This is a genomic window from Pacificispira spongiicola (assembly GCF_012926505.1).
Lineage (GTDB): Bacteria > Pseudomonadota > Alphaproteobacteria > UBA8366 > Aestuariispiraceae > Pacificispira > Pacificispira spongiicola.
Window position 1 is genome coordinate 177,809 of the sequence record NZ_JABBNT010000001.1, and the last position, 26,618, is coordinate 204,426.

General features: G+C 61.5%; 25 protein-coding genes. 17 read left to right on the forward strand and 8 right to left on the reverse strand.

Annotated elements, in window-relative coordinates; genetic code table 11:
• Positions 1-151 precede the first annotated feature (151 nt).
• Both prfB and HH303_RS00915 read left to right on the forward strand, forming a co-directional pair.
• Positions 152-1,280 (forward strand): peptide chain release factor 2 gene (gene prfB / locus HH303_RS00910; protein ID WP_169623329.1). Its coding sequence is split into 2 segments (ribosomal slippage): positions 152-220 and positions 222-1,280, totalling 1,128 coding nucleotides; the frame shifts between segments, so codons are not numbered across the junction.
• Between the two features lie 5 nt (positions 1,281-1,285).
• Positions 1,286-2,974 (forward strand): glutamine--tRNA ligase/YqeY domain fusion protein, encoded by a 1,689-nt coding sequence (locus HH303_RS00915; RefSeq protein ID WP_169623330.1) that lies wholly within the window; start codon positions 1,286-1,288, stop codon positions 2,972-2,974.
• 3 nt (positions 2,975-2,977) lie between these two features.
• On the opposite strand, the gene HH303_RS00920 is transcribed toward HH303_RS00915, so the two are convergent.
• Both HH303_RS00920 and HH303_RS00925 read right to left on the reverse strand, forming a co-directional pair.
• A complete protein-coding gene (locus HH303_RS00920; protein ID WP_169623331.1) occupies positions 2,978-4,018 on the reverse strand; it encodes a hypothetical protein in 1,041 nt (346 codons plus the stop codon).
• A gap of 2 nt (positions 4,019-4,020) precedes the next feature.
• Positions 4,021-5,241 carry an MFS transporter gene (locus tag HH303_RS00925; protein WP_169623332.1) on the reverse strand — a complete coding sequence of 407 codons (1,221 nt, stop codon included), beginning with the start codon at positions 5,239-5,241 and terminating at the stop codon, positions 4,021-4,023.
• A 144-nt stretch (positions 5,242-5,385) separates the two neighbouring features.
• On the opposite strand from HH303_RS00925, the gene HH303_RS00930 reads away from it, so the two are divergent.
• Genes HH303_RS00930 through HH303_RS00940 form a run of 3 tightly spaced genes read left to right on the forward strand, consistent with a single transcriptional unit; the run spans position 5,386 to position 9,111 of the window.
• Positions 5,386-6,837, forward strand: coding sequence for an FAD-binding oxidoreductase (locus tag HH303_RS00930; RefSeq protein WP_319637266.1), 1,452 nt, complete (start codon positions 5,386-5,388; stop codon positions 6,835-6,837).
• Positions 6,838-6,880: 43 nt separating this feature from the next.
• Positions 6,881-8,671: an acyl-CoA dehydrogenase gene (locus HH303_RS00935; protein WP_169623333.1), complete on the forward strand. Its 1,791-nt coding sequence runs from the start codon at positions 6,881-6,883 to the stop codon at positions 8,669-8,671.
• Between the two features lie 35 nt (positions 8,672-8,706).
• Positions 8,707-9,111 carry a DMT family protein gene (locus tag HH303_RS00940; protein WP_227421450.1) on the forward strand — a complete coding sequence of 135 codons (405 nt, stop codon included), beginning with the start codon at positions 8,707-8,709 and terminating at the stop codon, positions 9,109-9,111.
• Positions 9,112-9,133: 22 nt separating this feature from the next.
• On the opposite strand, the gene pcaB is transcribed toward HH303_RS00940, so the two are convergent.
• Genes pcaB through HH303_RS00955 form a run of 3 tightly spaced genes read right to left on the reverse strand, consistent with a single transcriptional unit; the run spans position 9,134 to position 12,393 of the window.
• A complete protein-coding gene (gene pcaB, locus HH303_RS00945) occupies positions 9,134-10,495 on the reverse strand; it encodes a 3-carboxy-cis,cis-muconate cycloisomerase (protein ID WP_169623334.1) in 1,362 nt (453 codons plus the stop codon).
• 9 nt (positions 10,496-10,504) lie between these two features.
• Entirely contained in the window at positions 10,505-11,368 is an 864-nt protein-coding gene (gene aguB, locus HH303_RS00950) for an N-carbamoylputrescine amidase (RefSeq protein ID WP_169623335.1), read from the reverse strand.
• Entirely contained in the window at positions 11,365-12,393 is a 1,029-nt protein-coding gene (locus HH303_RS00955) for a histone deacetylase family protein (protein WP_169623336.1), read from the reverse strand. The genes aguB and HH303_RS00955 overlap by 4 nt, the downstream gene beginning before the upstream one ends.
• A 108-nt stretch (positions 12,394-12,501) precedes the next feature.
• Between HH303_RS00955 and HH303_RS00960 the strand changes: the two genes are divergently transcribed.
• Together HH303_RS00960 and HH303_RS00965 are read left to right on the forward strand one after the other, a co-directional pair.
• Complete coding sequence (locus HH303_RS00960) at positions 12,502-13,308, forward strand: helix-turn-helix transcriptional regulator (RefSeq protein WP_169623337.1); 807 nt, start codon at positions 12,502-12,504, stop codon at positions 13,306-13,308.
• Between the two features lie 95 nt (positions 13,309-13,403).
• The gene (locus HH303_RS00965; RefSeq protein WP_169623338.1) at positions 13,404-14,324 is read left to right on the forward strand and encodes a GntR family transcriptional regulator; all 921 of its coding nucleotides are present in this window, start codon (positions 13,404-13,406) and stop codon (positions 14,322-14,324) included.
• A gap of 13 nt (positions 14,325-14,337) precedes the next feature.
• Here HH303_RS00965 and HH303_RS00970 read toward each other — a convergent pair whose 3' ends face one another.
• Positions 14,338-15,690 (reverse strand): NAD(P)/FAD-dependent oxidoreductase, encoded by a 1,353-nt coding sequence (locus HH303_RS00970; RefSeq protein WP_169623339.1) that lies wholly within the window; start codon positions 15,688-15,690, stop codon positions 14,338-14,340.
• Positions 15,691-15,917: 227 nt separating this feature from the next.
• Between HH303_RS00970 and HH303_RS00975 the strand changes: the two genes are divergently transcribed.
• The 10 genes from HH303_RS00975 to HH303_RS01020 are packed head-to-tail and all read left to right on the forward strand — an operon-like array spanning position 15,918 to position 24,773.
• Positions 15,918-16,976 (forward strand): polyamine ABC transporter substrate-binding protein, encoded by a 1,059-nt coding sequence (locus HH303_RS00975; RefSeq protein WP_169623340.1) that lies wholly within the window; start codon positions 15,918-15,920, stop codon positions 16,974-16,976.
• 60 nt (positions 16,977-17,036) lie between these two features.
• Positions 17,037-17,909 (forward strand): ABC transporter permease, encoded by an 873-nt coding sequence (locus HH303_RS00980; protein WP_227421451.1) that lies wholly within the window; start codon positions 17,037-17,039, stop codon positions 17,907-17,909.
• Positions 17,902-18,699 carry an ABC transporter permease gene (locus HH303_RS00985; protein ID WP_169623341.1) on the forward strand — a complete coding sequence of 266 codons (798 nt, stop codon included), beginning with the start codon at positions 17,902-17,904 and terminating at the stop codon, positions 18,697-18,699. Before HH303_RS00980 ends, HH303_RS00985 begins: the two co-directional genes overlap by 8 nt.
• Positions 18,696-19,772, forward strand: coding sequence for an ABC transporter ATP-binding protein (locus HH303_RS00990; protein WP_169623342.1), 1,077 nt, complete (start codon positions 18,696-18,698; stop codon positions 19,770-19,772). The genes HH303_RS00985 and HH303_RS00990 overlap by 4 nt, the downstream gene beginning before the upstream one ends.
• Positions 19,773-19,808: 36 nt before the next feature.
• Entirely contained in the window at positions 19,809-21,107 is a 1,299-nt protein-coding gene (locus HH303_RS00995; protein WP_169623343.1) for a nucleotide disphospho-sugar-binding domain-containing protein, read from the forward strand.
• A gap of 3 nt (positions 21,108-21,110) precedes the next feature.
• Positions 21,111-21,479 (forward strand): cupin domain-containing protein, encoded by a 369-nt coding sequence (locus tag HH303_RS01000; RefSeq protein ID WP_169623344.1) that lies wholly within the window; start codon positions 21,111-21,113, stop codon positions 21,477-21,479.
• 8 nt (positions 21,480-21,487) lie between these two features.
• Positions 21,488-21,853, forward strand: a complete 366-nt coding sequence (locus HH303_RS01005) for a cupin domain-containing protein (protein ID WP_169623345.1) — start codon at positions 21,488-21,490, stop codon at positions 21,851-21,853.
• A 13-nt stretch (positions 21,854-21,866) separates the two neighbouring features.
• Positions 21,867-22,223 (forward strand): cupin domain-containing protein, encoded by a 357-nt coding sequence (locus HH303_RS01010; protein ID WP_169623346.1) that lies wholly within the window; start codon positions 21,867-21,869, stop codon positions 22,221-22,223.
• Positions 22,220-23,245, forward strand: coding sequence for an aminoglycoside phosphotransferase family protein (locus tag HH303_RS01015; RefSeq protein ID WP_169623347.1), 1,026 nt, complete (start codon positions 22,220-22,222; stop codon positions 23,243-23,245). The genes HH303_RS01010 and HH303_RS01015 overlap by 4 nt, the downstream gene beginning before the upstream one ends.
• Before the next feature lie 19 nt (positions 23,246-23,264).
• On the forward strand, positions 23,265-24,773 hold the full coding sequence (locus HH303_RS01020) for an aldehyde dehydrogenase family protein (protein ID WP_169623348.1): 1,509 nt from the start codon (positions 23,265-23,267) through the stop codon (positions 24,771-24,773).
• On the opposite strand, the gene HH303_RS01025 is transcribed toward HH303_RS01020, so the two are convergent.
• Together HH303_RS01025 and HH303_RS01030 are read right to left on the reverse strand one after the other, a co-directional pair.
• On the reverse strand, positions 24,774-26,090 hold the full coding sequence (locus tag HH303_RS01025) for a TRAP transporter large permease (protein ID WP_169623349.1): 1,317 nt from the start codon (positions 26,088-26,090) through the stop codon (positions 24,774-24,776). It lies immediately after the preceding gene.
• 2 nt (positions 26,091-26,092) lie between these two features.
• Complete coding sequence (locus tag HH303_RS01030) at positions 26,093-26,593, reverse strand: TRAP transporter small permease (RefSeq protein WP_169623350.1); 501 nt, start codon at positions 26,591-26,593, stop codon at positions 26,093-26,095.
• Positions 26,594-26,618 lie beyond the last annotated feature (25 nt).

A 26,618-nucleotide genomic window follows, 5' to 3' on the forward strand; every position in this document is an offset into this window, starting at 1 on the left:
CGGGGTGTGTGAGAAAAAAGTTAGAATTATTCTAAATCGAATTCAAGCGATATTTTAGAACCATTCCAAAAAAGTTTCAGGGCTTGCCTGATGAGGCGCCATCGCCTAAGTGCTGACGCCTGAATTTGCATTTGTTGTAAGGACCTTTGCCATGCGCGCCGAGACGCAAGCGGTGGTCGACGAACTCAAGCAGTCCCTGGTGCTGCTGAGGAGGCATCTTTGACTGGGATGTTTCGACCAAACGCCTGGAAGAACTGAACGCCCGGTCTGAAGACCCCGACCTTTGGAACGATCCGGAGGCCGCGCAGAAAGTCATGCGCGAACGGGCATCGCTGGAATCGCGGATCAACGGTTTCCTGTCGCTGCAAAACGGTCTGAACGACAATGTCGAGATGATCGAACTGGCGGAGATCGAAGGCGATGACGACCTGATCGCGGAAGCCGAAGCCTCGCTGAGCGACCTGCGTGACGAAGCGGCCAAACAGCAGTTGAAAAGCATGCTGTCCGGGGAAGCCGACGGCAACGACTGCTTCCTGGAAGTCCATGCGGGCGCGGGCGGCACCGAGTCTCAGGACTGGGCCAGCATGCTCTACCGCATGTATTCGCGCTGGGCCGATCAGCACGGCTATAAGGTCGAGTTGATGGAAGAAAGCCCGGGCGAAGAGGCGGGCATCAAATCGGCGACGCTTCAGATCAAGGGCGACAGCGCCTATGGCTGGCTGAAAACTGAAGGCGGCGTCCATCGTCTGGTGCGTATCTCGCCCTATGACTCGGCGGCGCGGCGGCATACCAGCTTCTCGTCGGTCAAGGTCTACCCGGTCATCGACGATTCCATCGAAATCGAAATCAACGACAGCGAGTTGCGCGTCGATACCTACCGGGCCTCCGGCGCGGGCGGTCAGCACGTCAACCGGACCGATTCCGCGGTGCGTATTACCCATATCCCGACCGGGATCGTGGTACAGTGTCAGAATGACCGTTCCCAGCACAAGAACCGGGCGCAAGCGATGAAGATGCTGCAAGCGCGCCTGTACGAAGCCGAACTGAAAAAACGCGAAGCCGCCGCTCAGGACGAGTTCGAAGCGGAAACGGAAATCGGCTGGGGCCGCCAGATCCGATCCTATGTGCTGCAGCCCTACCAGATGGTAAAAGACCTGCGCACTGGGGTAGAGACCAGCAATACCGGCGCCGTTCTGGACGGCGATATCGATGCGTTCCTGGAAGCGTCCCTGGCCGCGAAACTGGACGGCAAGAACGCCGACGTTGAAGACCTGGATTAAGGTATATGTCAGAAGAAACCGTCGACACGGCCCCCGAACGCCGTGATTTCATCCGCGACATGATCCGCAGCGATCTGGCGAACAGGAAGCACGACAGCATCGTCACCCGCTTCCCGCCGGAACCGAACGGTTATCTGCATATCGGTCATGCGAAGTCGATTTGCCTGAATTTCGGCGTCGCGCAGGAATTCGGTGGGCGCTGCAACCTGCGCTTCGACGACACGAACCCGGTCAAGGAAGACATCGAATATATCGAGGCCATTCAGGAAGACGTGAAATGGCTGGGATTCGACTGGGCCGGGGAACCGAAATACGCCTCCGATTATTTCGAAACCTTCTATGGCTATGCCGTGCATCTGATCGAAAACGGCAAGGCCTATGTCGATGATTTGTCGATCGATGAAATCCGCGAATATCGTGGGACGCTGACGGAACCGGGCAAGGAAAGTCCGCACCGTAATCGGTCGATCGCGGAAAACCTGGACCTCTTCGCCCGCATGCGCGCCGGGGAATTCCCGAACGGCGCGAAATGTCTGCGCGCGAAGATCGATATGGCGTCGGGCAATATCAATCTGCGCGACCCGGTTCTGTACCGCATCCTGCACGCCCGTCACCCGAAGACGGGCGACACATGGTGCATCTATCCGATGTACGATTTCGCGCATGGCCAGGGCGACGCGCTGGAAGGCGTGACGCATTCCCTGTGCACCCTAGAATTCGAAGATCACCGCCCGCTCTATGACTGGCTGATCGAAAACCTGCCGGTTCCGGCCCGCCCGCGCCAAACGGAATTCGCCCGCCTGAACATGACCTATCTGGTCCTGTCGAAGCGGAAGCTGATCCAACTGGTGAAAGACGGCCACGTCAACGGTTGGGACGACCCGCGCATGCCGACCATTCGCGGCCTGCGGCGGCGGGGTGTCCCGGCGGCGGCGCTGCGCGATTTCTGCGAACGCATCGGCGTTACCAAGTCGGATACGCTGATCGAATACCCGATGCTGGAATTCTGCATCCGGGAAGTCCTGAACAAGACGGCCGAGCGCCGCATGGCGGTTCTGGATCCGATCAAGGTCACGATCACCAATTTCCCGGAAGGCGAAACCGACTGGCTGGACGCGGTGAACAACCCGGAAGATCCAGACGGCGGCAGCCGCAAGGTCCCCTTCTCCCGCACGCTGTATATTGAGCGTGACGATTTCATGGAAGATCCGCCGAAGAAGTTCTTCCGCCTTGCGCCGGGCCGCGAGGTGCGCCTGCGTTGGGCCTATTTCGTGACCTGTCAGGACGTGGTGAAAGACGCCGACGGCAATGTCGTCGAACTGCTGTGCACCTACGACCCCGCTACACGCGGCGGCGATGCGCCGGACGGCCGCAAGGTGAAGGGCACGCTGCATTGGGTCAGCGCCGACCATGCGCTGGATGCGGAAATCCGCGTCTACGATCACCTGTATGGCCGCCCCGATCCGGGCGCGGAGGGCGATCCCCTGGACGATCTGAACCCGGACAGCCTGATCGTGAACACGGCGGCGAAGCTGGAACCCAGCCTTGGCGAGATTCCGGTCGGCGATGCCGTCCAGTTCGAACGGTTGGGCTACTACTGCATGGATCCGGACAGCGAAACGCTGGGCAAGCCGGTGTTCAACCGCACGACCGGCCTGCGCGACAGTTGGGCCAAGGCCCAGAAGAACGGCTGACCTCTATCCGACGCTCGGCAGACGGCGTTTGATGTCCTCCGGCAATGGGGCGACGAGGACGCGGCGTGCCTGCTGCCAGAAGACGGAGAATGTCAGCAGCAACGCGCCCAATACCAGCGATGCCAGAATGTATTTCAGTTCCGGCACCGCCGACTTCGCGCCGATCGTCTCCGACAGGGCGTAGAGGACATAGGCGGCGGCGGAGACCAGCATGGCCCGCCGGTCGATGATCAGCGCCAACAGGATCGTCATCCCATAAATCGCCATCACCGCCAGGATCTCGACGGCGGTAACGTCGCCCTGGATCAGGCTCATAAACACCGGATGCACGAGCATCGGCGCGGCACAGAGGTGAAGCCAGAAGGCGACGTCGGATTGGCGCGTCGACCGGGCCGTGTCCCGGCTGTCCCACAGCATGGCCAGACCGAAGGTAAACACACCGAAGGCGAAGATGATCCATTCGGAATAATGCCACGCCGCCGGGAAGATCGCGCCCAACAGGAACAGCACCGTATAGCCCAAACATAAGGCCCCGGCCGCGACCGTGATCGGCACCCGGAACCGCCACCAATGCAGATAGGCCGCCCCTGCCCCCACCAATCCCGGCAGGAAGAACAGAAGGGAGCTTGCGTCCTCCACTTCCGTCAAATCGATACTGCGCCCGGCGAAGAAGCTTTCCGCCGCCAGAAAGAAGCCTGACAGAAAAACGCACAACACGAATCCGACCAGCAGCACGATGCTGGGCAGCGCCTGACGGCGGCGGCGCGTGAACTGTTCGGCCAAGAGCCAAGACACCGCGGCCCCGACCGCGAAACCGAACGGATTGCCCAGAAAGTCCGTGCCCAACCAGATCGCGGGGATCAGCAGCAACAGGATTCCGACGGTGACGAAGATGTCGCCGAACCCGGTCAGGAAACGGAAATGTTCCTCATCCGCCAGAGCACCGTTGCGGCGCTGTTCGACGAAACCGCGGAAGGCCCGGGCCGTCTTCTCATCCATCACGCCCGCGTCGACGGCGGCGGTGATTTCGTCTTCGCTGTACATGGCTAATTGCTTCCTTCGCTCTTCGCCGGGTAATCCGGTTCCTTCAAGGCAACGACGATCAGGACGGCGGCGAGCGCCAAACTGGCCGGGATCGTCATCATCGCCAGCAGGAAACTGCCGCCCTCGTAATCGACCAACCACCCGATCAGCGGCTGAAAGATCAGCGCGGCGCCGATGCCGATCATATTGACGAAGGCGATCGTCGTACCCGCCACCCTCTCGCTCTGGCCGTCGCGGGCCATCGCGAAGGTCAGCATCTGGGTAGCACTCAACATCCCGGCCAGAAAGAGAAGAACCGACAGAATGGTCTCGGAACCGGTACCGGCATAGATGGCTGCCGCCCAGGCGACCGCGCCGCCCGCCGCGCCGACGAAAACAATCCATTTCCGATGGCCGATATGATCGGACAAAGCCCCGGCCCCGACACTGCCCGCGGCCATGCCCCAGAATACCATGGATACCGCCGTTTCCGCCCCGACGGAGGACAGATTGTGATCCCGAACCAGTTCCGCATGCCCCCACAAACCGCCGAAGACATTGATCGGCATATAGATCAACGCTCCAATAACGGCGGTCAGCCAGACCTGCGGTTCCCGAATGATTTCGTGCAAGGGCCCCAGTGGCGACTCGTGTACCTCCATATCCTCAATGACCGGCGCATCGCGAAAGACCAGCAGCGCCAGGGTGAACAAGCCGACACCGAAAATGCCCGTCCCCAGGAAAACCGTCCGCCAGCCCGTCGTTTCGACGGCGGCGGTCAGGGCGACCGCACCGACGGCGGTCCCCATCATGCCCAGCGCATTGACCGCACCGGACAGCAACGCAAACCGTTCCTTCGCGAACCAATGGTTCACGACATAGAGCGCCCCGACAAACGCAAAGGACGCGCCCAGACCGGTTGCGAAACGCCCGACCCCAGCCAAAACCGGCGAGTTGACCGATGCGAAGAGGCATACGCCCAACCCGCAAACGAGAATGGCCGGCAGGATGAAGCGCCTCGCCCCATAACGATCCAGCAGCAACCCGACGACGATTTGCATCGGGGCGTATATCCAAAAGAACAGGCTGGACAGAATGCCGAACCCCGCCAGGGAGAGGCCCAGATCGTCGGCGATATCCTTTGTCGCGAGGCTGGGTTCGATCCGCAAAACGAATTCGAAAAGGTAAAACACCGATGCGGTCAGGAACGACGCAACGGCAAAAAACTTCGCGGGCGGTTTCACGAATACGGCCTCCTCTACACCTATCGGCGCGACAGCGTAATCGGCGTCGGCTCATAAAACCAACCCGCTTCTGATCCGGTGTGTTCCATCCTCATACTGTTTTCCCGCTGCCGCTTGCCTGGACCGGGGGGACGCACTAAACCAATGCCCATGACACAGATGATCGACAAACGCCCCGATCCCGAAGCTCTTTCCCGGATCAAGGACATCCTGGGCCCGAAAGGTTGGGTCGACGATGCGGACGACCTGGCACCGTGGCTGGTGGATTCACGCGGCGTGTATCACGGCCGATGCCTGGGCATGGCCCGTCCCGGCTCGGTGGAGGAAGTATCCCAAGTTCTCGCCGTCGCCTATGACGCCGGAATCGAAATCGTGCCCCAAGGCGGCAATACGGGCCGCGTCGGCGGTGCCACCCCCGACGACACCGGTCATCAGTTGCTGATCAATATGGGCCGCATGAACAAGGTCCGGGACATCGACGCCGCCAACTACACGATGACGGTGGAAGCGGGCTGCATCCTGCAGGACATCCAGCGTGCGGCGGAAAATGCCGACCGCCTGTTCCCGCTCAGCCTCGGCGCGGAAGGGTCCTGCCAGATCGGCGGGAATCTTGCGTCCAACGCCGGCGGAATCAACGTCCTGCGCTATGGTAATGCCCGCGATCTCGTCCTGGGATTGGAAGTGGTGCTGCCCGACGGCCGCATCTGGACCGGCTTGCGCCGCCTGCGCAAGGACAATACCGGCTATGACCTGAAGCACCTGTTCCTGGGATCGGAAGGCACGCTGGGTATCATCACCGCCGCCGTGTTGAAGCTGTTCCCGCTGCCAAAGGAACGCGCCGCAGCCCTGGTCGCGCTGGACAGTTTGGACAGCGCCGTGACCTTGCTGGAAAAAGCGCGCACGGCGAGCGCCGATGCGCTGATGTCCTTCGAACTGATGCCCGGCTTCTCCCTCGACTGGGCGGAAAAACATGTCGAAGGCGCGAAACAGCCCTTCGAGACGACCTACGACTGGACCGTCCTGATGGAAATCGGCGGGACCAAGATGGACGGCAGCGCCGGGGTAGCGCTGGAAGGCCTGCTGGAAGAAGCGTTCGAGGCCGGTCAGGTGGTCGATGCGATCCTGCCGCAGTCCGAAGAACAGCGCGCCCAGCTATGGTTCCTGCGTGAAGCCATTGTCGAAGCGCAAAACCGCGAAGGGGCGCAGATCAAACACGATGTCGCCGTGCCGGTCAGCCTTGTCCCGGACTTCATCCGTCAGGCCAACGCGGCCGCTATCGCGTTGATGCCCGGCATTCGCCCCTACCCGTTCGGGCATGTCGGCGACGGCAACATCCATTACAATCTGTCCCAACCCGTCGACATGCCTGTCGAGACGTTCTTTGCGGAACAAGAGGCGATCCACCGTGCCGTGCATGACGTCGCCCTGTCGATGAATGGGTCGATTTCGGCTGAACACGGAATTGGGCGCACGAAGCGCGACGAACTGTTACGTTGCAAATCGGATGTCGAACTGGACACGATGCGGGCGCTGAAAAACCTGTTCGACCCGAAGGGCCTGATGAATCCGGGAAAGACCATTCCCGCCCCCCGATAGGGAAAAGGGCAAATAGAGCCAATACACGCGAGGAAGCGAGACCATGATCCCGTACACCGCCCCGATCCGCGACATGCAATTCGTCCTGAAGGAATTGGGGCTGCTCGATCAGGTGATGCAATTGCCCGGCTGCGAGGAAACCACGCCCGATCTGGTCGACGCCATTTTGGAAGAGGCCGGGAAGTTCGCCTCCGAACAGCTCGCCCCGCTCAACCGCAGCGGCGACCTCGAAGGCGTTTCCGTGGAAAACGGCGTCGTCCGGCTGCCCCAGGGATTCAGCGAGGCTTATAAGGCCTTCGTCGACGGCGGCTGGAACGCGGTCCCCTTCGAAGCCGAACATGGCGGCCAAGAACTGCCCTGGACGCTGGCGACGGCGGTGTCGGAGATGTGGCAGTCGTCGAACATGGCCTGGGCGCTGTGTCCGCTGCTGACGCAGGGCGCGGTGGAGGCCTTGCAGGCCCACGGGTCCGACGAACAGAAAGCCCTATACCTGCCGAAAATGGTGTCCGGCGAATGGACCGGCACGATGAACCTGACGGAACCGCAGGCCGGGTCCGACCTGTCCCTGGTGCGCACCAAGGCCGTGCGCGACGGCGATCGTTACCGCATCAGCGGCACGAAGATTTTCATCACCTTCGGCGAACACGACATGACGGACAATATCGTCCATCTGGTCCTGGCGCGCCTGCCCGACGCGCCGGAGGGCGTACGCGGCATTTCGCTGTTCATCGTGCCGAAATACCTGCCGAAGGACGACGGCACGCCCGGTGCCCGCAACGACCTGCGTTGCGTGTCGACGGAACACAAGCTGGGCATCATGGGGTCGCCGACCTGCGTCATGTCCTTCGGCGACAATGACGGCGCGATCGGCTTCCTGGTCGGGGAGGAAAACCGCGGCCTGGAATATATGTTCACCATGATGAACAACGCCCGGCTGGCGGTCGGCCTGCAAGGCCTCGCCATCGCCGAACGCGCCTATCAGCAGGCCAGCGCCTTTGCTAAGGATCGCAAGCAGGGCCGGGCGGGCGACAAGAAACTGGCCCCCATCGTCGACCATGCCGATGTCCGGCGCATGCTGATGACCATGCGCAGTTCGGTGGAAGCCATGCGCGGGCTGGTTCTGGAAACCATGCTGACCCTCGACCAACAGAAACGCCACCCGGACGATTCCTGGCGCAAATGGGCCGAGCGACGCGTCGGCTTCCTGACGCCCGTCATCAAGGGTTGGTTCACCGATTTGGGCGTGGAACTGTCCTCCATGGGAGTTCAGGTTCACGGCGGCATGGGCTTCATCGAAGAAACCGGCGCGGCCCAGCATTTGCGCGACAGCCGCATCCTGCCGATCTATGAAGGCACCAACGGCATTCAGGCCATGGACCTTGTCGGGCGCAAGGTGCTGCGTGACGAAGGTAAGGCAGCGTGGGAATTCATTGAGGAACTGAATGTCCTCATCACCGCGCTGAATCCGATCGAAGGCGACGACATGGCGCGCATCCGCAAGCGGTTCGCCTTGGCGGTCGACGCGGTCGAGGATGCGACGGAATGGCTGTTGGAAATCGGCCCGGAAAACCCGGACGCCGCGTCGGGCAGCGCCGCCTATTACCTGCGGGCGGTCGGCATCACGGCGGGCGGCGCGATCATGGCGCGGTCTGCCCGGATCGCGATAGAAAAGCTGGAAGCCGATCCCAATCGTCCCGATGCCGCTTTCCTGAAGGCGAAGATTGCGACGGCGCGTTTCTATGCCGACAATATCCTGCCCCAGGTTTCCAGCCTGTATCGGTCGATGAAGCACGGCTGGGAAACCCTGCGCGATATCCCCGACGATATCCTGTAAGGACCGGACGCGGCGCATCCCCCTCCGCCCCATACATGGCGCTGGATACGGCGGAAAGACTCTGCTCATCCTTGGTCATGCTGCAATCCGCCGACCTTTGGCGCTTTATTGCGCCGCCGCTGATGCTCGTCGCGTCGAATGTCTTTATGACAACGGCGTGGTACGGCCATCTCAAATTCAAATCGACACCGCTTCTGCTGGCCATCGTGATCAGTTGGGGCATCGCCTTCTTTGAATACTGCCTTGCCGTCCCGGCGAACCGGTTGGGAAGCAGCGTCTATTCGACGGTTCAGCTCAAGACGATGCAGGAAGTCATCACCCTGTGCGTCTTCGCCGGATTTTCGATGTTGTATTTGGGAGAGGTGTTTACGTGGCGCTATGCCGTGGGCTTCGCGCTGATCGCGCTGGGCGCCGCCTTCGTGTTCTACGGAAACGGCTAAAACCGCCCTGAAACGACCATCATTATTCGCCGTCTTCGTGCGACCGCGTCGCCAACAGGCGCGCCACCATTTCCGGTGCGGATCCCAAGTAATTCGCGGGATCGACCAGTTTGGCCAAGTCCTCGCGGTCCATGGCGCCCGATATCGTCGGTTCGTCGCACAGGACGTCCAGGAAGGGTCGGCCGGTTTCAATCGCCGCGCGGCAGCAATCGGCGACCAGATGATGGGCTTCCTGACGCCCCAGTAGCGGGGCCAATCCCATCATCACCGCTTCCGATACGATCAACCCGCCGGTGCCGTCCAGCGTGCGGCGCATCGCGTCGGGATAGACTTCCAGCCCGCCCAGAACCTCAAGCGAGGCACGCAGGGAGCCCGAGGCCAGAATAAAAGCCGTCGGCAAAGTGTGCCATTCAATGGCCCAAGGACCGCTGGCCCGTTCATGATCCTGCACCATGGCGTCCAGCATCGCACCGTGCTGTTCGCGCAGCAGCCGGGCGGAGGTCTGCATGATTTCCGCGCCTAACGGGTTGCGCTTCTGCGGCATGGTGGACGATCCCCCCCGCCCCGGCAGATAGGGTTCCAGGACCTCCCCGATCTCGCTTTGCATCATCAGGATGATGTCCGTCCCGATCTTGCCCAATGTGCCGCAAATCATGGCGAGAAGGCCGGTCGTTTCCGCGAAGCCGTCCCGTGCCGTGTGCCACGTGATATCCGGGATTCCGAGGTCGAGTTCGCGGGCCAGCGCCGCCTGCACGGCCAACCCTTCTTCCCCAAGGGAGGCCAGGGTTCCCGCCGCGCCGGAAAAGGACACGACCTCTACCCGCGGACGCAACTCCTTCAAACGGGCACGATGCCGGTCGATGGCCGCCAACCATGTCGCCGCCTTGTAGCCGAAGGATATCGGCAGGGCGTGCTGCATATGGGTGCGGCCCGCCATGGGCGTTTCGGCATGATCGCGCGCCAGCGCGACCAGCGCTTCCGCCACGCCGTCCAGGTCTTCGGATACAAGGTTCAGCGCATCGCGGATTTGCAGGACATCGGCGGTATCCATGATGTCCTGGGTGGTCGCACCGTAATGGACCCATTTGCCGTGTCCGTCGGGCGCCCATTTCGACATCTGGGCGACCAGCGGCGTGATCGGCACGCCGACGATTTCCGTGCGCTCGCCCAGCAACGCCATGTCGATGCGCGATGGGTCCGCCGTTTCGGCAATCGCCGCCCCGGCCTCCTCCGGAATCACGCCGACCCGCGCTTCCGCCTTGGCCAGGGCTGCCTCGACCTCGACATAGCGGGCGACCATGGCCGCATCCGAAAACAGGGCGCGCATCGCATCGCTCCCGAACATCTCACCGAATATGCGGGATTGGATGACGAGCGCGGGCATGTGGGATTCCTATCCGTCGAGGGTCAACAGTGTCTGGTACAATTCCGGTCTGCGATCTCGGAAAAGGCCCCAATTCGCCCGATAGTTCCGCATCGCATCCAGATCGAATGTAGCGGTGATAACCGATTCTGTCCCGCTGTCGCATTCCGCCAGTTTCTCGCCCGTCGGTCCGGCGATGAAGGAATGACCGTAGAAGGTTATATTCGCCGCGTCGTGTTCTTCGTACCCGATCCGGTTGCTGGCGGCCAAGGCGACGACATTCGCGCCGGCATGGCCCTGCATGACGCGCTGCCAATGATCCTTGGAATTCACGGTCGGATCGGACGGTTCACTACCGATCGCGGTCGGATACAGCAGGATATCCGCGCCTTTCAACGCCATGGACCGGGCGCATTCCGGGAACCACTGATCCCAGCAGATGCCGCAGCCGATCCGCCCGAAGGCCGTATCCCAGACCTTGAACCCGGTATCGCCGGGGTTGAAGTAGAACTTTTCCTCATAGCCCGGATTCTGCGGGATATGGCTCTTGCGATAGAGCCCCATCACCGACCCGTCGGCATCGACGATAGCGACGCTGTTGAAATAGGCCTGGTTCGACCGTTCAAAGAAACTGACCGGCAGGACGACACCCAGTTCCTTCGCCAGATCGGCAAAGCGCGCGACGATCGGGTTGCCGGCCAACGGTTTCGCCAATTCGAAATATTCCGCCTTCTGATCGGGGCAGAAATACGGGGTGGCGAACAGTTCCTGCAACAGAATGACATTGGCACCGTCCGACGCGGCGCGGCGCACCAGCCCTTCCGCCCGGTCCAGGTTACCCTCAATATTCCAGTCGCAGGCCATCTGCGTCGCGGCAATGGTGACAGCGGTCATTTGTCTTCAAACCCCATGAGAACGTTGACGGCGTTGATGCCGATTTCCTCGACGGCATAGCCGCCTTCCATGACGAACAGGGTCGGACGCTTCAGATCCGCGATCATCGCGCCATAGGTCTTGTAGTCGTCGCTTTCCAGTTTAAAGAAGGAAATCGGGTCATCCTTGTAGGTATCGACGCCCAGGGAGATGACGACCGCATCCGGCCCGTAATCGTGGATGCGCTTGATCGCCGCCGTCATCGCGTCGCCCCAGGAGGCGAAATCCGTCCCCGGCGGCAGCGGATAATTGGCGGTGAAGCCCTCTCCCTTTTCCTTCCCCAATTCGTCGGCATAGCCCAGGAAATACGGGAAGGCATGCTGCGGTTCGCCGTGCAGAGACTGGAAGAAGACATCGTCCCGGCCGTAGAAGATATCTTGCGTGCCGTTGCCGTGGTGGAAGTCCACGTCCAGGATCGCGACGCGCGACGCCCCCTGATCCAGGAAGGCCTGGGCCGCGACGGCCGCATTGTTGATGAAGCAATAGCCGCCATACATATCCGACGTGGCGTGATGCCCCGGCGGACGGCACAGTGCGAAGGCGGAGGACGCCCCTTTCGCGATTTCCGCCTGGGCCGTCAGCGCGACATTGGCGCTGGCTTTTGCGGCCTCCCAGGTACCGTTGGAAATCGCGGTTTCCGCCGCCAGGGAATAGTAGCCGAGTTTACCGTCGATAAACTCGGGGCACCGCGTCTGCATCCGGCGCGCGGGCCATCCGGTCGGGATCGCCTCTCCCTTGAAACCGGCGGCTTGCCATTCGTCCCAACACGTCGACAGGAAATCCAAAAACTTGGCATCATGGATACGGCGAACCGGGTCCAAGCCGAAGTCGTCCGGTTCCCGGAACTCGCCCAGCTTCACCGCCTTGGCGCGTTCCAGGATACGATCGACACGGGCCGGACATTCGAAAGGCGGCACCAATTGCCCGCCGTGAAGTTCCGTTTTCGCATCGCGGAGCTTATGTTTATCCGTCTGTACCGTCAGCATTTGCCCGTCTTTCCTTCGCGTCGGTGGCTTGATAGCCTAGAATGACCGGCAAATGCGATGTCGGTAAATACCCCTTTGGGGATGGTTTCAATTTGGATTGGGGCGTCGGTGTATAACTCCGCATCTCATACAGCCGAAAGCCCCGAAACCGCGCTGGCCGCCGCGATCGCCGCCGCCGGCACATCCGATTTCATACCCGCGCTGCTTGACTATCTGCGCCAGCACACGGCGTTTCGCGGGGCGTTCCTAAGCCTGCTGCATGGCAGTCGCCGCCCGGCCCATGTCTATGACAATGTCCGGCAGGAACGCCGGGGCGAGGTCATCGACCGCTATTTGGACGGGGCCTATACGATCGACCCGTTCTATGTTGCGTATCGGGCCGATCCGCGCTGCGCGGTCCTGCGGCTCAAAGACGTCGCCCCCGACCGGTTTCCGCAATCCACCTATTACAAACAATATTACAGCGCCATTCGACTGCGCGACGAATTGGCGATCCTGATCGACCTGCCGTCCGGCAAATACCTGTTCTATTCCCTGGGACGATTGGCGGACGACCCGAAGTTTTCCAGCCGGGATGTTTCGAACCTGCGCCGCATCCTGCCAGTCGTCGCCGCCCTGAACAGAAAGCATTTCGAACAGGACGCCGACACGCCCGAGGATGGAATCGGGACGGAGGAAATCGACGCCGCGCTCGCGCAATTCGGCACGGATCGTCTGACGGAGCGCGAGCGGCAGATCGCCAGCCTGATCCTGCGCGGCCATTCCAGTAAATCCGTGGCGCGGGAAACCGGGATCAGTCCCGGCACGGTCAAGATTCATCGCAAAAACATTTACCGCAAACTGGGTATTTCCTCGCAAAGCGAGCTGTTCTCCCGATTCCTCAATGCGCTCGCGGGCGGTTCGGAAGACGCCTGAGGCCTCCCGATTATAGCCGTGGCCCATCCGCTTGTTCTTTTCAACCGGACTCGGGTAAACTTAGTGTCTCTATTTTTGACCGGATCGTGCCGTCCATGTCCCGCGCCAATCCCAAGACAATCGCGCTTGCCCGCCGGATCATGGATATCGTCCGGCATGAGGGGTTGGAGGCGGGAACGCACCTGCCTGAAACGGGATTGGCCGAAAGGCTGGGGGTATCAAGGTCGCCCGTTCGGACGGCATTGGCCCTGTTGCAGGAACGCGGGGTCGTTTCCACAGCCCCGAACCAGGGCTATTTCCTGCTGTGCAATACGGATAGCGAGGCCTTCCGCAACGCCGTCCCGCCGGAAAGCCTGGATGAACGCATAACCCGCGACCTCGTCCGCGCACGCTTTGCCAATCTTGTGCCGGAACAGGTTTCCGTCACGGACGTGATGCGTCGCTACGACCTGGACCGGCCCAGTGCGAATCGCATCCTGTCGGGCATGGCGCGGGACGGCATCGTTGAACGCGCCGCCGGGCAAGGCTATTCCTTCGGACCCGTCCTGAACGATGCCGACGCTTACGAGGAAAGCTATCGCTATCGCCTGCTCATCGAACCGGCGGCCATCCTGGAGCCGGGCTTCGCGCCCGACCCCAAGCGGTTCGAGCAATTGCGCAAACGTCATATCGATCTGCTGGAAGCCGGGGTCGATAGCGCACCGATGTCCGAACTGTTCGAAATCGATGCCGAATTCCATGAGGCCATCGCCGAAGCCTGCGGCAACCGCTTCCTGCGCCATGCGATCCAGCTACAGACCCGGCTGCGGCGCCTCAGCGAATACGAAAATTACAGCGAACGGTCGCGGTTACGCGATTCCTGCGAGGAACATCTGGCCATCATGGATGCGATCCAGGCCGGGCGCGTGAAAGAGGCCGCAACCCTGATGCGCCGCCATATCGAAGTGTCGCGGGACGTCCGCCCGAACTTCAACAAGGTCCGCGCCCTCGCCCACCGCAAGATGACACGGCGCTAGGCTTCGGTTCCGGCTACAGCCACTCGTCCTTGATCGAATAGCCGACATAGGCGGCTTTCAGATAGGCGGTCCGCAGCGCCGGGAACGGGAAACGCTTCGGCGAATCCGTCATGGGTCGCGGCAGAGCAGCCGCGACGCCGTCGTCCCCCGCCACCAGATCCGCGACCCGCGCGCCGCTCCAACTCCCCATGGCGACGCCGTTGCCGTGATAGGCCATCGCCGCCCAGCTTTGCGGCATGGACAGGATCGGGCCGATATAGGGAACCAGATCGTAGGCAAGGCAGACGAACCCCGCCCATGTCCGCTCGGACGGGATATCGCGCCAGGCCGGAAACATCTTTTCGAAGGATTGGCGCAACCAGTCCCGCGTCTTGCGGATGCCGTCGGGCGACGCATCGCTGCCGCCACGCCCGCCGAACAGGAAACGCCCGTCGGGCATCAGTCGGAAATAGTGCAAAAGATTCCGCGTGTCCGCCGACATCAGGTCCGTCGTCCATCCCTGCGCCGCCCGCTCTTCCGGTGTCAGTGGCCGGGTCACCAGAACGCTGGACATCGCGGGCAACAGCCGCCCCCCCAGCCATGCGGGCAGATTTTCGCTGCTATAACCGTTGGTGGCCAGAATGACGGACCGCGCCTCCACCCTGTATCCGTTGGCACGCAGGACGTGCCGACCGCCTTCCCAGCGCCAATCCGTGACTTTGCTGTGGCCATGCAGTGTCGCTCCTGACTCGATGGCGACATCGGCGAGGCCGCGGCCGTATTTCAACGGATGCAGACCGAACCCCAGCGGCGTCTGCAATCCGGCATGAAATTCCGGACCGCTGGCGCCAATTTCCGCCAAGCCGTCGCGATCGTAGAAAGTCGCCTTCACGCCGTAGATTTTTTCGACCTGGGCGGCCTCTTCCTTCAATTCCGCAACGCGGTTCGGGCGATGTGCCAGCAGCAATTCGCCGTCGCTATGCGTATCTGCATCGATGCCGTAATCGTCCAGAAAGCTCCGCACATGGTCGATGGCCGCGCGCTGCGCATCGGCAAATTTCTGCGCTTCCGTCAGGCCGTATTTGCGACGCATTTCGTCGAATCCGATTTTCGCGGATCCGAGGCAGCAAAACCCGCCGTTCCGGCCGGAGGCTCCCCAGGCAGGCTCCCCCATATCGAAAACACGAACATCCATGCCGTATTGTTTCGCCAGTCGATGGGCGGCGGACAGACCGGTGAACCCGCCACCGATAACGGCAACATCGCAGGTCACCGCTTGATCCAGCGCCAGGGCCGCGTTCCGCATCGGCGGCGCGCTCGCCAGCCAATGGCTGTCCACCGGACGATCCGGATCGAACGCCGTGGCATGATACAAACGCTTTAACATGGCAATGCCCCCAAACTTCCCCAATCCGGCTTCCCAGCCGCCGGTCAGGATCACCTAGGCGACCGGTTGTTAATTTCAAGGAAATTCCATGTTGTATTTTTTTCTGAAATTGTACAACGTAAGAAATGGAATGACCCCGCAACGGGATTATGGCGGGATTATCGGGCGCTCCGGCCAAAACGGCACACAGACCGTGGGGGAGCGGAAACAGGGAACGGGAGACATCTATGAGCACCCTGAAACGTTTTGCCGCGGCCTGCCTTGTCGGGACGGCTGCTATCGCGGTTTCGGTCACGACGGCCCAAGCCGAAGAGAAAATCGTCATCTCCAACTGGGACGGCTATATGCCGGCCGACATGCTGGAGAAATTCACCGCCGAAACCGGCATCGTCGCCGAAATGGCGGTCCACGCGACCAACGAAGAAATCATGGGCAAGGTCGTTGCCGGTAAGGGCAAGGGCTATGACGTTCTGTTCGTCTCCTCGCCCTTCGTGGAGGCGTTGAACCATCTGGGCCTCGTTGCCGAACTGGATCATTCGAAGATCCCGAACATGGCGAACCTGTATCCGCAGGCGATGGAACTTGAATACGATCCGGGCCTGAAGGTTTCTGTTCCCTATGCCTGGGGCACGACCGGCCTGTGCTATCGGGAAGACCTCGTCTCCCCCGCGCCGACCAGCTGGATGGACCTGTTGGAGCCGAAGGCAGACCTGAAAGGCAAGATCACCATGCTATCGACCGACCGCTGGTTGATGGCCGCGGCCTTCCTGGCGCAGGGCAAATCGGTCAACTCGACCGACGAGGCCGACCTGGAAGCGGCGAAAGACCTGCTGATCGCCGCCAAGAAGAACCTGCTGTCCTACGACGACACGACCTTCTATTCGAAGCTGGTGTCCGGCGAGGCATCCATGGTTCATGCCTGGGACGGCTGGTGCAACTACGGCATCGGAGAAAACGCGGCCATCAAATACGTCATCCCGAAGGAAGGCTCCGACCTGTGGGTCGACACGATGGTTGTGACCGCCGCATCGGAAAACAAGGACGCGGCCTTCAAGTTCCTGGATTTCGTCCTGAAGGCCGAAAACGGTGCCTGGGTGCCGGCCAACATCCTGTACAAGGTACCGAACAAGGCGGCCATGGAAGCCCTGGACCCGGCCCTGGTCACGCAGTTCCCGAATCTGGGCATCACGCCTGACGAATTGCTGTCCCAGGAACAGCTTCGCGATCTGGGGGCGGGCCAAAAGGCCTTCTCCAAGACCGTGACTGAAATTCTGGCGTCCAACTGATAACGGACCGTCCCGCCGTCTCTCACGGGCGGCGGGACCTTCCGGTTACGGGTTAGAGATATGCCGGCATCCCGCCTTCGCGATTGGTTGCTTCTGGGACCGGGCCTGTTATGGCTCGCACTGTTCCTGGTCATCCCCTGCGCCATCGTCTTTTGCTTTTCGTTCTTCGAACGCGGCGTTTACGGCGGCATCGACTATATTTTCACCTTCGAGAATTTTCAGCGCGCCATCGACCCGCTGTATTTGTCCATTTTCCTGAAATCCGCGAAAATCGCAGGCACGGCGACGCTGGTCGCCTTGTTCCTCGCCTATCCGGCGGCCTATGCCATTTCGAAAGCCCCGCCGAACCGCCAGACGGCCCTGCTGGTTCTCGCCATGCTGCCGTTCTGGAGCAACTATCTGATCCGCACCTATGCCTGGATCGTGTTGCTGAACCGTGAGGGCCTGATCAATACCGGGCTGCGCGACCTGGGCTGGATCGCGGAACCGCTGCCCCTGCTCTATAACGAATTCGCGATCATTACGGGCCTCGTGTACAACTACCTGCCCTTCGTGATCCTGGCGGTCTATTCGTCGATCTCGCGTCTGAACCCGGAAATTCTGGAAGCGTCGGAAGACCTGGGCGCGCCGTCCTGGAAGACCTTCCTGCGGGTGACGCTGCCGCTGACCATGCCGGGCGTGGCCGCCGGATCCGTTTTCATCTTCGTCCTGTCCATCGGCAACTTCATCACCCCCGACCTCTTGGGCGGCGGTAACCTGCTCATGGTCGGCAACATCATCTACGATCAGTTTCTGACCGCCCGCGACTGGCCGTTCGGCGCGACGCTCAGCTTCATCCTGATCGGCATCATGATGGCCTTGCTGTTCACGCAAGCGATCCTGGTTCGGCGTGCGCAAGGCGATGCGCCAGAGAAGGAAGAAGCCAATGCGTGAATTCAAACGCTTCGACCCGACACGCCTGTGGCTCGCGGCGCATCTGCGCTTGGTCTATGTCTTCCTCTACGTCCCGATCGGCGTGTTGATGGTGTTGAGTTTCAACAAGGCCGGTCTGCCGACGGTATGGAGCGGCTTTTCCTTCGAATGGTACGGCAAGCTGGCTGAAAACGCGGCGATCCTGTCGGCGGCGCGCAACACGATCGTCGTTGCCGTCATTTCCACGATCCTGGCAACGCTCATCGGCTCTCTGCTGGCAATCGGCATGGAATATCGGCGGCGCGGCGCAGGATTGGAGGCGATCCTGTTCGCCCCGATGATCATCCCCGACATCGTGCTGGCCATCGCCTTATTGTCCTTCTTCACGCTGTTGGAAGTCACGCTGGGCTTGCATTCGATCATCTTGAGTCATGTCGTCTTCAACATCGCCTTCGTCTGCGCGGTGGTGCGCACGCGCCTTCGCAGTTTCGACTGGTCCGTCTTCGAAGCCTCCATCGATCTGGGCGCGACGGAAATCACGACCTTTCGCCGGATCATCCTGCCCGCCATCCTGCCGGGCGTGATCGCCGGTGCGATGTTGTCCTTCACCCTGTCGGTGGACGAATTCATCATCGCCTATTTCACCGCCGGGGCGGGTCAAAGCTCCACCACCTTGCCGATGCAGATTTATTCCATGATCCGCTTCGGCGTGACGCCCGAAATCAACGCGATGGCAAGCATCGTCATGCTGGTCAGCTTCACGCTGGTCATCGCCGCACAGCGCATCAATAAGGAGTCCGTGACCGGATGAGCGACCAAGACCGCACCGTCATCCGCATTGAAGGGGTCAGCAAACGCTTCGGCCCCGTCACCGCCGTCGATTCCATCGATCTGGACCTGCGGGAAAACGAGTTCTTCGCCCTGCTGGGCCCCAGCGGCTGCGGCAAGACCACGCTGTTGCGAATGATCGCGGGGTTCGCCGATCCGTCGGAAGGCCGCATCCTTCTGGACGGACAGGACATGACCCCGATCCGCCCCAACCGCCGACCGATCAATCTGATGTTTCAGTCCTATGCCCTGTTTCCGCATATGACCGTGGCGAAAAACATCGCCTACGGTCTGGAAATGGAAAACCTCGACAAAGCCGACCTGAACCGCCGCGTCGATGAAATCCTGGAAAAGACGGAACTATCGGCGATGCGCAACCGGAAACCGGACCGGCTGTCGGGCGGCCAGCGGCAGCGTGTGGCCCTCGCCCGCGCCCTGGTCAAGAAACCGCGTGTCCTGTTGTTGGACGAACCGCTGGGCGCGTTGGATAAAAAGCTGCGCGAACAGATGCAGTTGGAATTGAAGCGGATGCAGCACGAATTCAGCATCACCTTCGTTATCGTGACACACGATCAGGAAGAAGCCCTGGTCATGGCGGACCGCATCGCGGTGCTGAAGGACGGACGCGTCGCCCAGATCGGCGCACCGCGCGACCTGTACGAAAACCCCGCGGATCGTTTCGTCGCCGGGTTCATCGGGAAAATGAACTTCTTCCCCGGCACGGTGGCCGGCACCGGCGTATCCTTCGCCGGGCAGAGTGTGCTGACCGGAGACATCCCGACCGGCCTGTCCGGCGAGGCGGTGGCCGCCGTCCGCCCGGAACGGATAAAGCTGAGCGTCGAACAACCGGCTGGCGACATGAATGCGATGCCGGGAACCATTTCGGAAGTCGCCTATCACGGTCAGGATGTGAACCTGCATGTCACCGTCGACGGATGCGACGATCCGGTCCTGGTACGCGTGCCCGCAACGGATGCCGACGAAACGGTCTGGCACCATGGCGGCAAGGTCTGGTGCAGCTGGAATCCGGCGCATACCCGCATTCTGGCCGCGTAGAAACACGAGAGACACAAGGGAACAGGAGGCACGATCATGTCAGACAAGAAAACCATCGCATTCTTCCCGGAGGCCGCCTTCGGCCCGGCGCTGAACTCCGTCGGGATCGCCCAGGCCTGCGAAAAGCTGGGCCACAAGGCGGTTTTCCTGACCGATCCCGGCATGGGCGGCGTGTATTCGGGCTATGGCTTCGAAGAGCATCTGGTGAACATGTCCGAACCCATGCCACCGGAAGAAATGGCGAAATATTGGGTCGACTTCATCAACGGGCATATCCCGAATTTCAACAAGACCCCGTATGAGCAGATCGACAATTACGTGAAGGATTGCTGGGACGCGATCGTCGAAACCTCCATCTGGGCGGAAAAGGACCTCCCTAGTGTTCTGGACAAGGTGAAGCCGGACGTCGTCTGCGTCGACAACGTGATCCTGTTCCCGGCGATCAAGCGCTATTGCCGCGAAAACGGAAAGGCCTGGGTCCGGGTCATTTCCTGCTCCGAAAACGAAATCACGGACCCGGATATTCCCCCGCACCTGTCCGGTTGCGGCGAGAACGACAAGGAATGCTTCGAAAAGTTCGATACGAAGTTCAAGGGAACCGTCAAACCGGCCCATGAAAAATTCAACGCCTTCCTGGCCGAATGCGGGGAGGAACCGTATGAGCTGGGCGAATTCTTCGAGGCCTCGCCCTTCCTGAACCTGCTTTTGTATCCGGAACCGGCGAAGTTCAAACGCCGCAACCCGCTGGACCCGAAGCAGTTCCAGTATCTCGAAGGCTGCGTCCGGGACGAAAAACCTTACGACATCCCGACGTTCGAAAAGAACAACGACAAGCCGATCCTCTATGTCAGCTTCGGCAGCCTTGGATCGGGCGATACGGACCTGCTGAAACGCATCATCGACACGCTGGGCACGATGGATGTCCGCGCCCTGGTCAATGTCGGCGATTACAAGGACCAGTACGGCGCCCTGCCCGGCAATGTGCAGATCGACAGCTGGTTCCCGCAACCGTCCGTCATCAAGCAGATGGACGCGGTCATCCACCATGGCGGCAATAATAGCTTCAACGAATGCCTCTATTTCGGCGTTCCGGCCATCGTCATGCCCTATGTCTGGGACGGCCACGACAACGCGACGCGGGTTCAGGAAACCGGCCACGGCCTGTATATGCACCGCGCCAATTGGACGGCGGATCAACTGAAGGCGAATATCCAGACGCTGCTGACCGACCCGGCCATGAAGACGAAACTGGCCGCGACGTCCGCCCATATGCAGGGTCAGAACGGTCCGGCGAAGGCGGCGAAACTTCTCGACGCCCTGGCAAAGGATGCGTGACGAATGACCGCGAATCTTGCTTCTTCCGCACCGTATATCCAAGGCGTAACCGCGTGGTCCGAGGACCTCGCCGACTGGGGTGTTCAACCGGACGCCCTGGACGGGGAAAGCCGCAATTCCGGGCGTCTTCTCTGGAAAGGGCCGGTCGCGAACCGGCCCGAATCCGGGGTATGGGTCTGCACGCCGGGCCGCTGGCGGCTGAAGCTGCCGGCGGATGAGCTGTGTCACTTCGTTTCCGGCCGGGCGACCTACCGCTCCGACGAAGGCGAGGTGATCGAGGTCACGCCCGGCACCGTCGTGCACTTCCGGGAAGGCTGGGCCGGCGAATGCACGGTCCATGAGACCATACGCAACGTCTATATGCTGATTTGAAGGTAACGATGGCCGCCCGTTTCGACTCGACCGCCCCTCATATCCAGGACGCCTCCCACTGGGCGGAGAACCTGACCGATTGGGGACCGCATTTGGAGCCGATCGACGGACGGTCGCACAATACCGGACGGTTGCTGTGGAAAGGCGAGGACGGGCTGCCGGAGGCGGGTTTGTGGATCTGCACCCCCGGTAGCTGGCGTCTGACCCTGCCGCGGGACGAGTTGTGTCACTTCCTGTCCGGGCGTGCCGTCTATCGGCGGGACGACGGGGAGGAAATCCAGATCACCCCCGGCACCGTCGTGCATTTTCGCGAGGACTGGTCCGGTACCGTCGAAGTCTTCGAAACCATTCGAAGCGTTTACATGCTCCGCTAGAAAGGGCGCATCCATGAGTGACTTTTCCCCCACCCCCGTACTGCACAACCCGATGGACGTCGAAGATATCGTTGATTGGGGCGTGATCCCGACGATGATCGAGGGCGAGTCCCGCACCTCCGGCAAGCTGCTGTACAAAGGCCCGGACGGATCGCCGGAAAGCGGCATCTGGATCTGCACGCCGGGCTATTGGGAATGCCATGTGACGAAAGACGAATTCTGTCACTTCCTGTCGGGCCGCTGCACCTATACCCACGAGTCCGGGGAAGTGATCGAGATCGTCCCGGACACGGCGGCCTTCTTCCCGCAAGACTGGAAAGGGACATGCCGCGTCCATGAAACGATCCGTAAGGTCTATATGATTCGATGACCGGGACCGACCGGAACGCGGCGCGGCGCGCCTTTGCCGTCGCCGCCGGATGGGGCGATGCGCCGGAAACGGCGCTGCCCGCCGATGCGTCCTTCCGCCAGTACTATCGCCTGAACCGTGCCGACGGGACGTCCACCCTGATCATGGACGCCCCGCCGGACAAGGAAGACGTGCACCCCTATATCGCCGTCGACGAGCACTTGGTTTCCTTGGGCCTCAGCGCCCCGCGCATCCTGGCCCAAGACGCGGATCGAGGATTCCTGCTGCTGGAGGATTTCGGCGACGGGACCTTCACCAATCTCTTCGCGCGGGGGACGGCCGACGGCCCGCTCTACGATCTGGCAACGGACGCATTGATCGCCCTGCATCGCGCGGAAGGGGTGGCCGCCCTGGATGTCCCGCCATACGACATGGATGTGTTGCTTCGCGAAGCGTTGCTGCTGCCGGAATGGCTCTACCCTGCCCAGACCGGGCATGCCTGCCTGCCGGAAGTTCGGGAGGACTATGCCCGCGCATGGCGGACGGTATTCGATAGCCTTCCACCGGTGCCGGATACGCTGGTCCTGCGCGATTATCACGTCGACAACTTGATGCGACTGGACGGTCGCAACGGGGCGGCCGCCTGCGGTCTGCTGGACTTTCAGGACGCGCTGATCGGCCCCCGCGCCTATGACCTCGTTTCCCTGCTGGAAGACGCGCGCCGGGACATTGATGCGGATATCGTTGCCCGCTGCCGCGCCCGATATATCGCGGGGATGGGCACTATGCTGGAAGACGAAGCCGCCTTCGACCGCTGGTACCGTGCCCTCGGCGCGCAGCGGCATGCGAAGGTCGCCGGGATCTTCACCCGTCTGATGAAGCGGGACGGCAAACCGAAATACCTGATCCACATTCCCCGCGTGGTCCGGCTGTTGCGCCGCCACCTGGAAACCGCGCCGGACCTGGCGCCGGTCGCGGACTGGTTCGCGACCCATCTGCCGACATTCGACGCACCGTTGCCGCCGCCCGCTGAATGGGGCTGACAGGCACTAGGAGACCGTAATGACCGACTTCGACACTTTCGCCCCCCGCATCTTCGCCGGGAACGCCTACCCGATCCTGGACGGCGCCGCGACCAAGACACTGATCGACCCTGCCAGCCTGGCGGAAGTCGGTCGGATCGCGCTGTGCACCGACGCCCAGGTGGAAACGGTTATCGCCGACGCCAATGCGGCCCAAAAGTCCTGGAAGCGCATGGACGCGAAGTCTCGCGCCAAGCTGCTGCACAAGATCGCGGATTCCATCGAAACGACGGACTTCCACGACGTGGCCATTCTGATGGTCCGCGAAATGGGCAAACCCTATCCGGAAGCGACGGGCGAATTGGCGAATTGCGGGGCCATCTTCCGCTACTACGCCGAATTGGCGCGGGACGAGGCGGGCAAGATCGCCGGGACGACCCAAACCGGATCGTTCCAGTTTTCCCGCTATGAACCCTATGGCGTCAGCGTCCATATCATGCCGTTCAACTTCCCCATCCTATTGATGTGCTGGACCCTGGCGGCATCGCTGGCCGCCGGGAATGCCTGTATCGTGAAGCCGGCGGAAGCGACATCGCTCTGCACGCTGAAATTCATGGAGCATTTCAAAATCCTCGCCCCGGGCATGGTGTCCTGCGTCACCGGCGGGGCGGAAACGGCCCAGGCGCTGATCCGGTCCAAGAACACCCATGCGGTCGCCTTCACCGGCAGCGTCGCGGCGGGCAAGATGGTCAACATGGCCTGCGCGGAACAGATGAAACCCTGCGTCATCGAAGCGGGCGGCAGCGACCCGATGATCATTTCCGAACACGCGCCGCTGGACGTCGCGGTGCCGGGATCGGTCACGGCGGCCTTCCATCTGTCCGGCCAGATTTGCACCTCCGCCGAACGGTTCTTCGTAGATGAGAAGGTGCATGACGCTTTCGTCACCCGTTTCGCCGAAGCCGCATCGAAACTGCGCGTCGGACCGGGCCTGGAAAAATCGGAAATCGGCCCCCTGGTCAGCGAGGCGGCCCGCAACAAGGTTATCGATCTGGTCGGCGACGCCGTCGCCAACGGCGCGAAGGCCGTCATCGGCGGGCGCGTACCGCCGGATTACAACACCGGCTGGTTCTACGAACCGACGATCCTGACCGGGGTCACGCCGGATATGCGCATCATGCGGGAGGAAGTCTTCGGCCCCGTCGCGTCGATCTGCAAAGTCTCCAGCTTCGACGAGGCCCTGCGCCTCGCCAATGACAGCGACTTCGGTCTCGGCGCCTCCGTCTTCACGTCGGATATGGGCGAGGCCATGCAGGCGGCGGAGGAATACGAATCCGGCATGGTCTGGGTCAACAACCCGTTGATCGACAACGACGCCCTGCCCTTCGGCGGTTGGAAGCTGTCCGGCACCGGACGGGAACTGGGCCGCCACGGACTGGACGCGTTCCGACAGACGAAGATGGTCATCATCGACGCCAAACCGGAGGTCCAGGAATGGTGGTACCCGTATCCCGAAGACTGGTTCTACGACGGTTCCGGACGCTTCTGATCAGCGTCGGATCCAGTCGGGCAGTCCGGTCGCCAGTTCCGGGACCAGGACAATCAGCGCCAGCACGATCAGTTCCAGCAGGATGAAGGGATAGGTCGACCGGTAAACATCGCCGATGGTGATGCCGGGCGGCGCGACCCCCTTCATGACGTAGAGCAACATGCCGAAGGGCGGCGTGGTGAAGCTGATTTCCATCACGACCAGCATCAATACGCCGAACCAGATCATGTCGAACCCGGCAGCCTGCGCCAGCGGTATGAAGAAAGGCAGCGTGATCAGGATCATGCTGACCTGATCCATGAAGCACCCCAGGAACAGCAAGACCACCAGCATCGCCAGCAACAGGGCGAAGGACGACAGATCGAATCCTTGAATCCAGCCGAGCAGCCCATCCGCCGCGCCGGAGAAGGCAAGGATTTGCGAGAAGGTCAGCGACGCGCCGATGATGAACAGCACCATCACCGAAATCTTCGCCGTTTCCAGCAGCGACACCATCATGTTCTTCACAGTGACCCGCCCATAGGCCAAGCAGGCCAGGAACGCGGCGACGGAGCCCAGCGCCGCCGATTCTGTCGGTGTCGCCCAACCGGCCAGGATACTGCCGACGACGACGACGAAGATCGTAAACAGCGGCACGACATAGACCAGGGACGGCTTCACCCGATCCCAGAACGGCATCGCCTCCACCTCATAGGACGGGGCCAAAGACGGGTTCAGCCGGCAGCGCACGATGATGTAGAGCAAGAACGCCGCCCCCATCAGGAAGCCCGGCACGATCCCGGCGATCAGCAGTTGGGAAATCGACATCCCGGCGAGGGAGCCCAGCAACACGGCCAATGCCGACGGTGGGATCAACATCGCGATCGACCCGGTGGCCATGATCGGTCCCATGGCGATCGTCGGGTGATAGCCCCGCTTCAGCATGTCGGGCAGCAGGGCGCTGCCCAGAACGGCGGTATTCGCGATGGTCGACCCGGATAAGGAGGAAAAGACGATCCCGCCCCCGACCGCGACGATGGACAGACGCCCCGGCACTTTCGTGATTAAGCGATCAATCGCATCGATAGCGCGGAAGGCGACGCCCGTATGAAACAGAATTTCGCCCATCAGCAGGAACAGCGGGATCGGCGCCAGAGAAAAATTGCTGAGCGCGGCGACGGTGTTCCGCGCGACCTGCTCCAGCCCCGCCTCGCCCCCCAGGAAGATGAAGGCGCCCAGCAGGTTGATGCCCAGAAAGGCAAAGGCGACCGGCAGGCCGAACGCCATCAATAAGACCATGCCGCCGATCAGCAGCGTCAGGGAAAGACCCCAATCCATGATTACAGCCCCTCCGTCAGCGGCGGCGCGATTCTATGGCCCGCAAGCCGCCGGGCGAATTCCACGGTCAGCAGGATACCCGCCACAGGCAGGATCGCCATCAGCCACCATTCGGGGAAGATCAGTTCCTTGAAGATCAGTTCCCCGCGTTCGAACGCCTTGACCGCGACGCGGCTACCGTACCAGGTGAACAGGGCGCAAACCGCGAAGCCCAGAGTGTCGGCCAGGATATCGAGCCTATGCGCCCATTTTCCCGGCAGCTTCGTGACCAGCACGTCGACGCGCACATGGCTTCCCTGATTGAGGACCCAGGGCGCCAACAGAAAACTGACGGCGAACAGCGCGTATTCGACGCTTTCGAGAAGCCAGGGGAAGCTGGCGGTCCCGATATTCCGCAGGATGACGTCCAGGCTGACCATCACAGCAATCAGCCCCAAACAGATGCCGCCCAAATAGCCCAGACAGAGCAGAAATCCATCATACCAGGACACCAGTTTCGACACGTCCCATCCCTCCCGAAATCTCTTC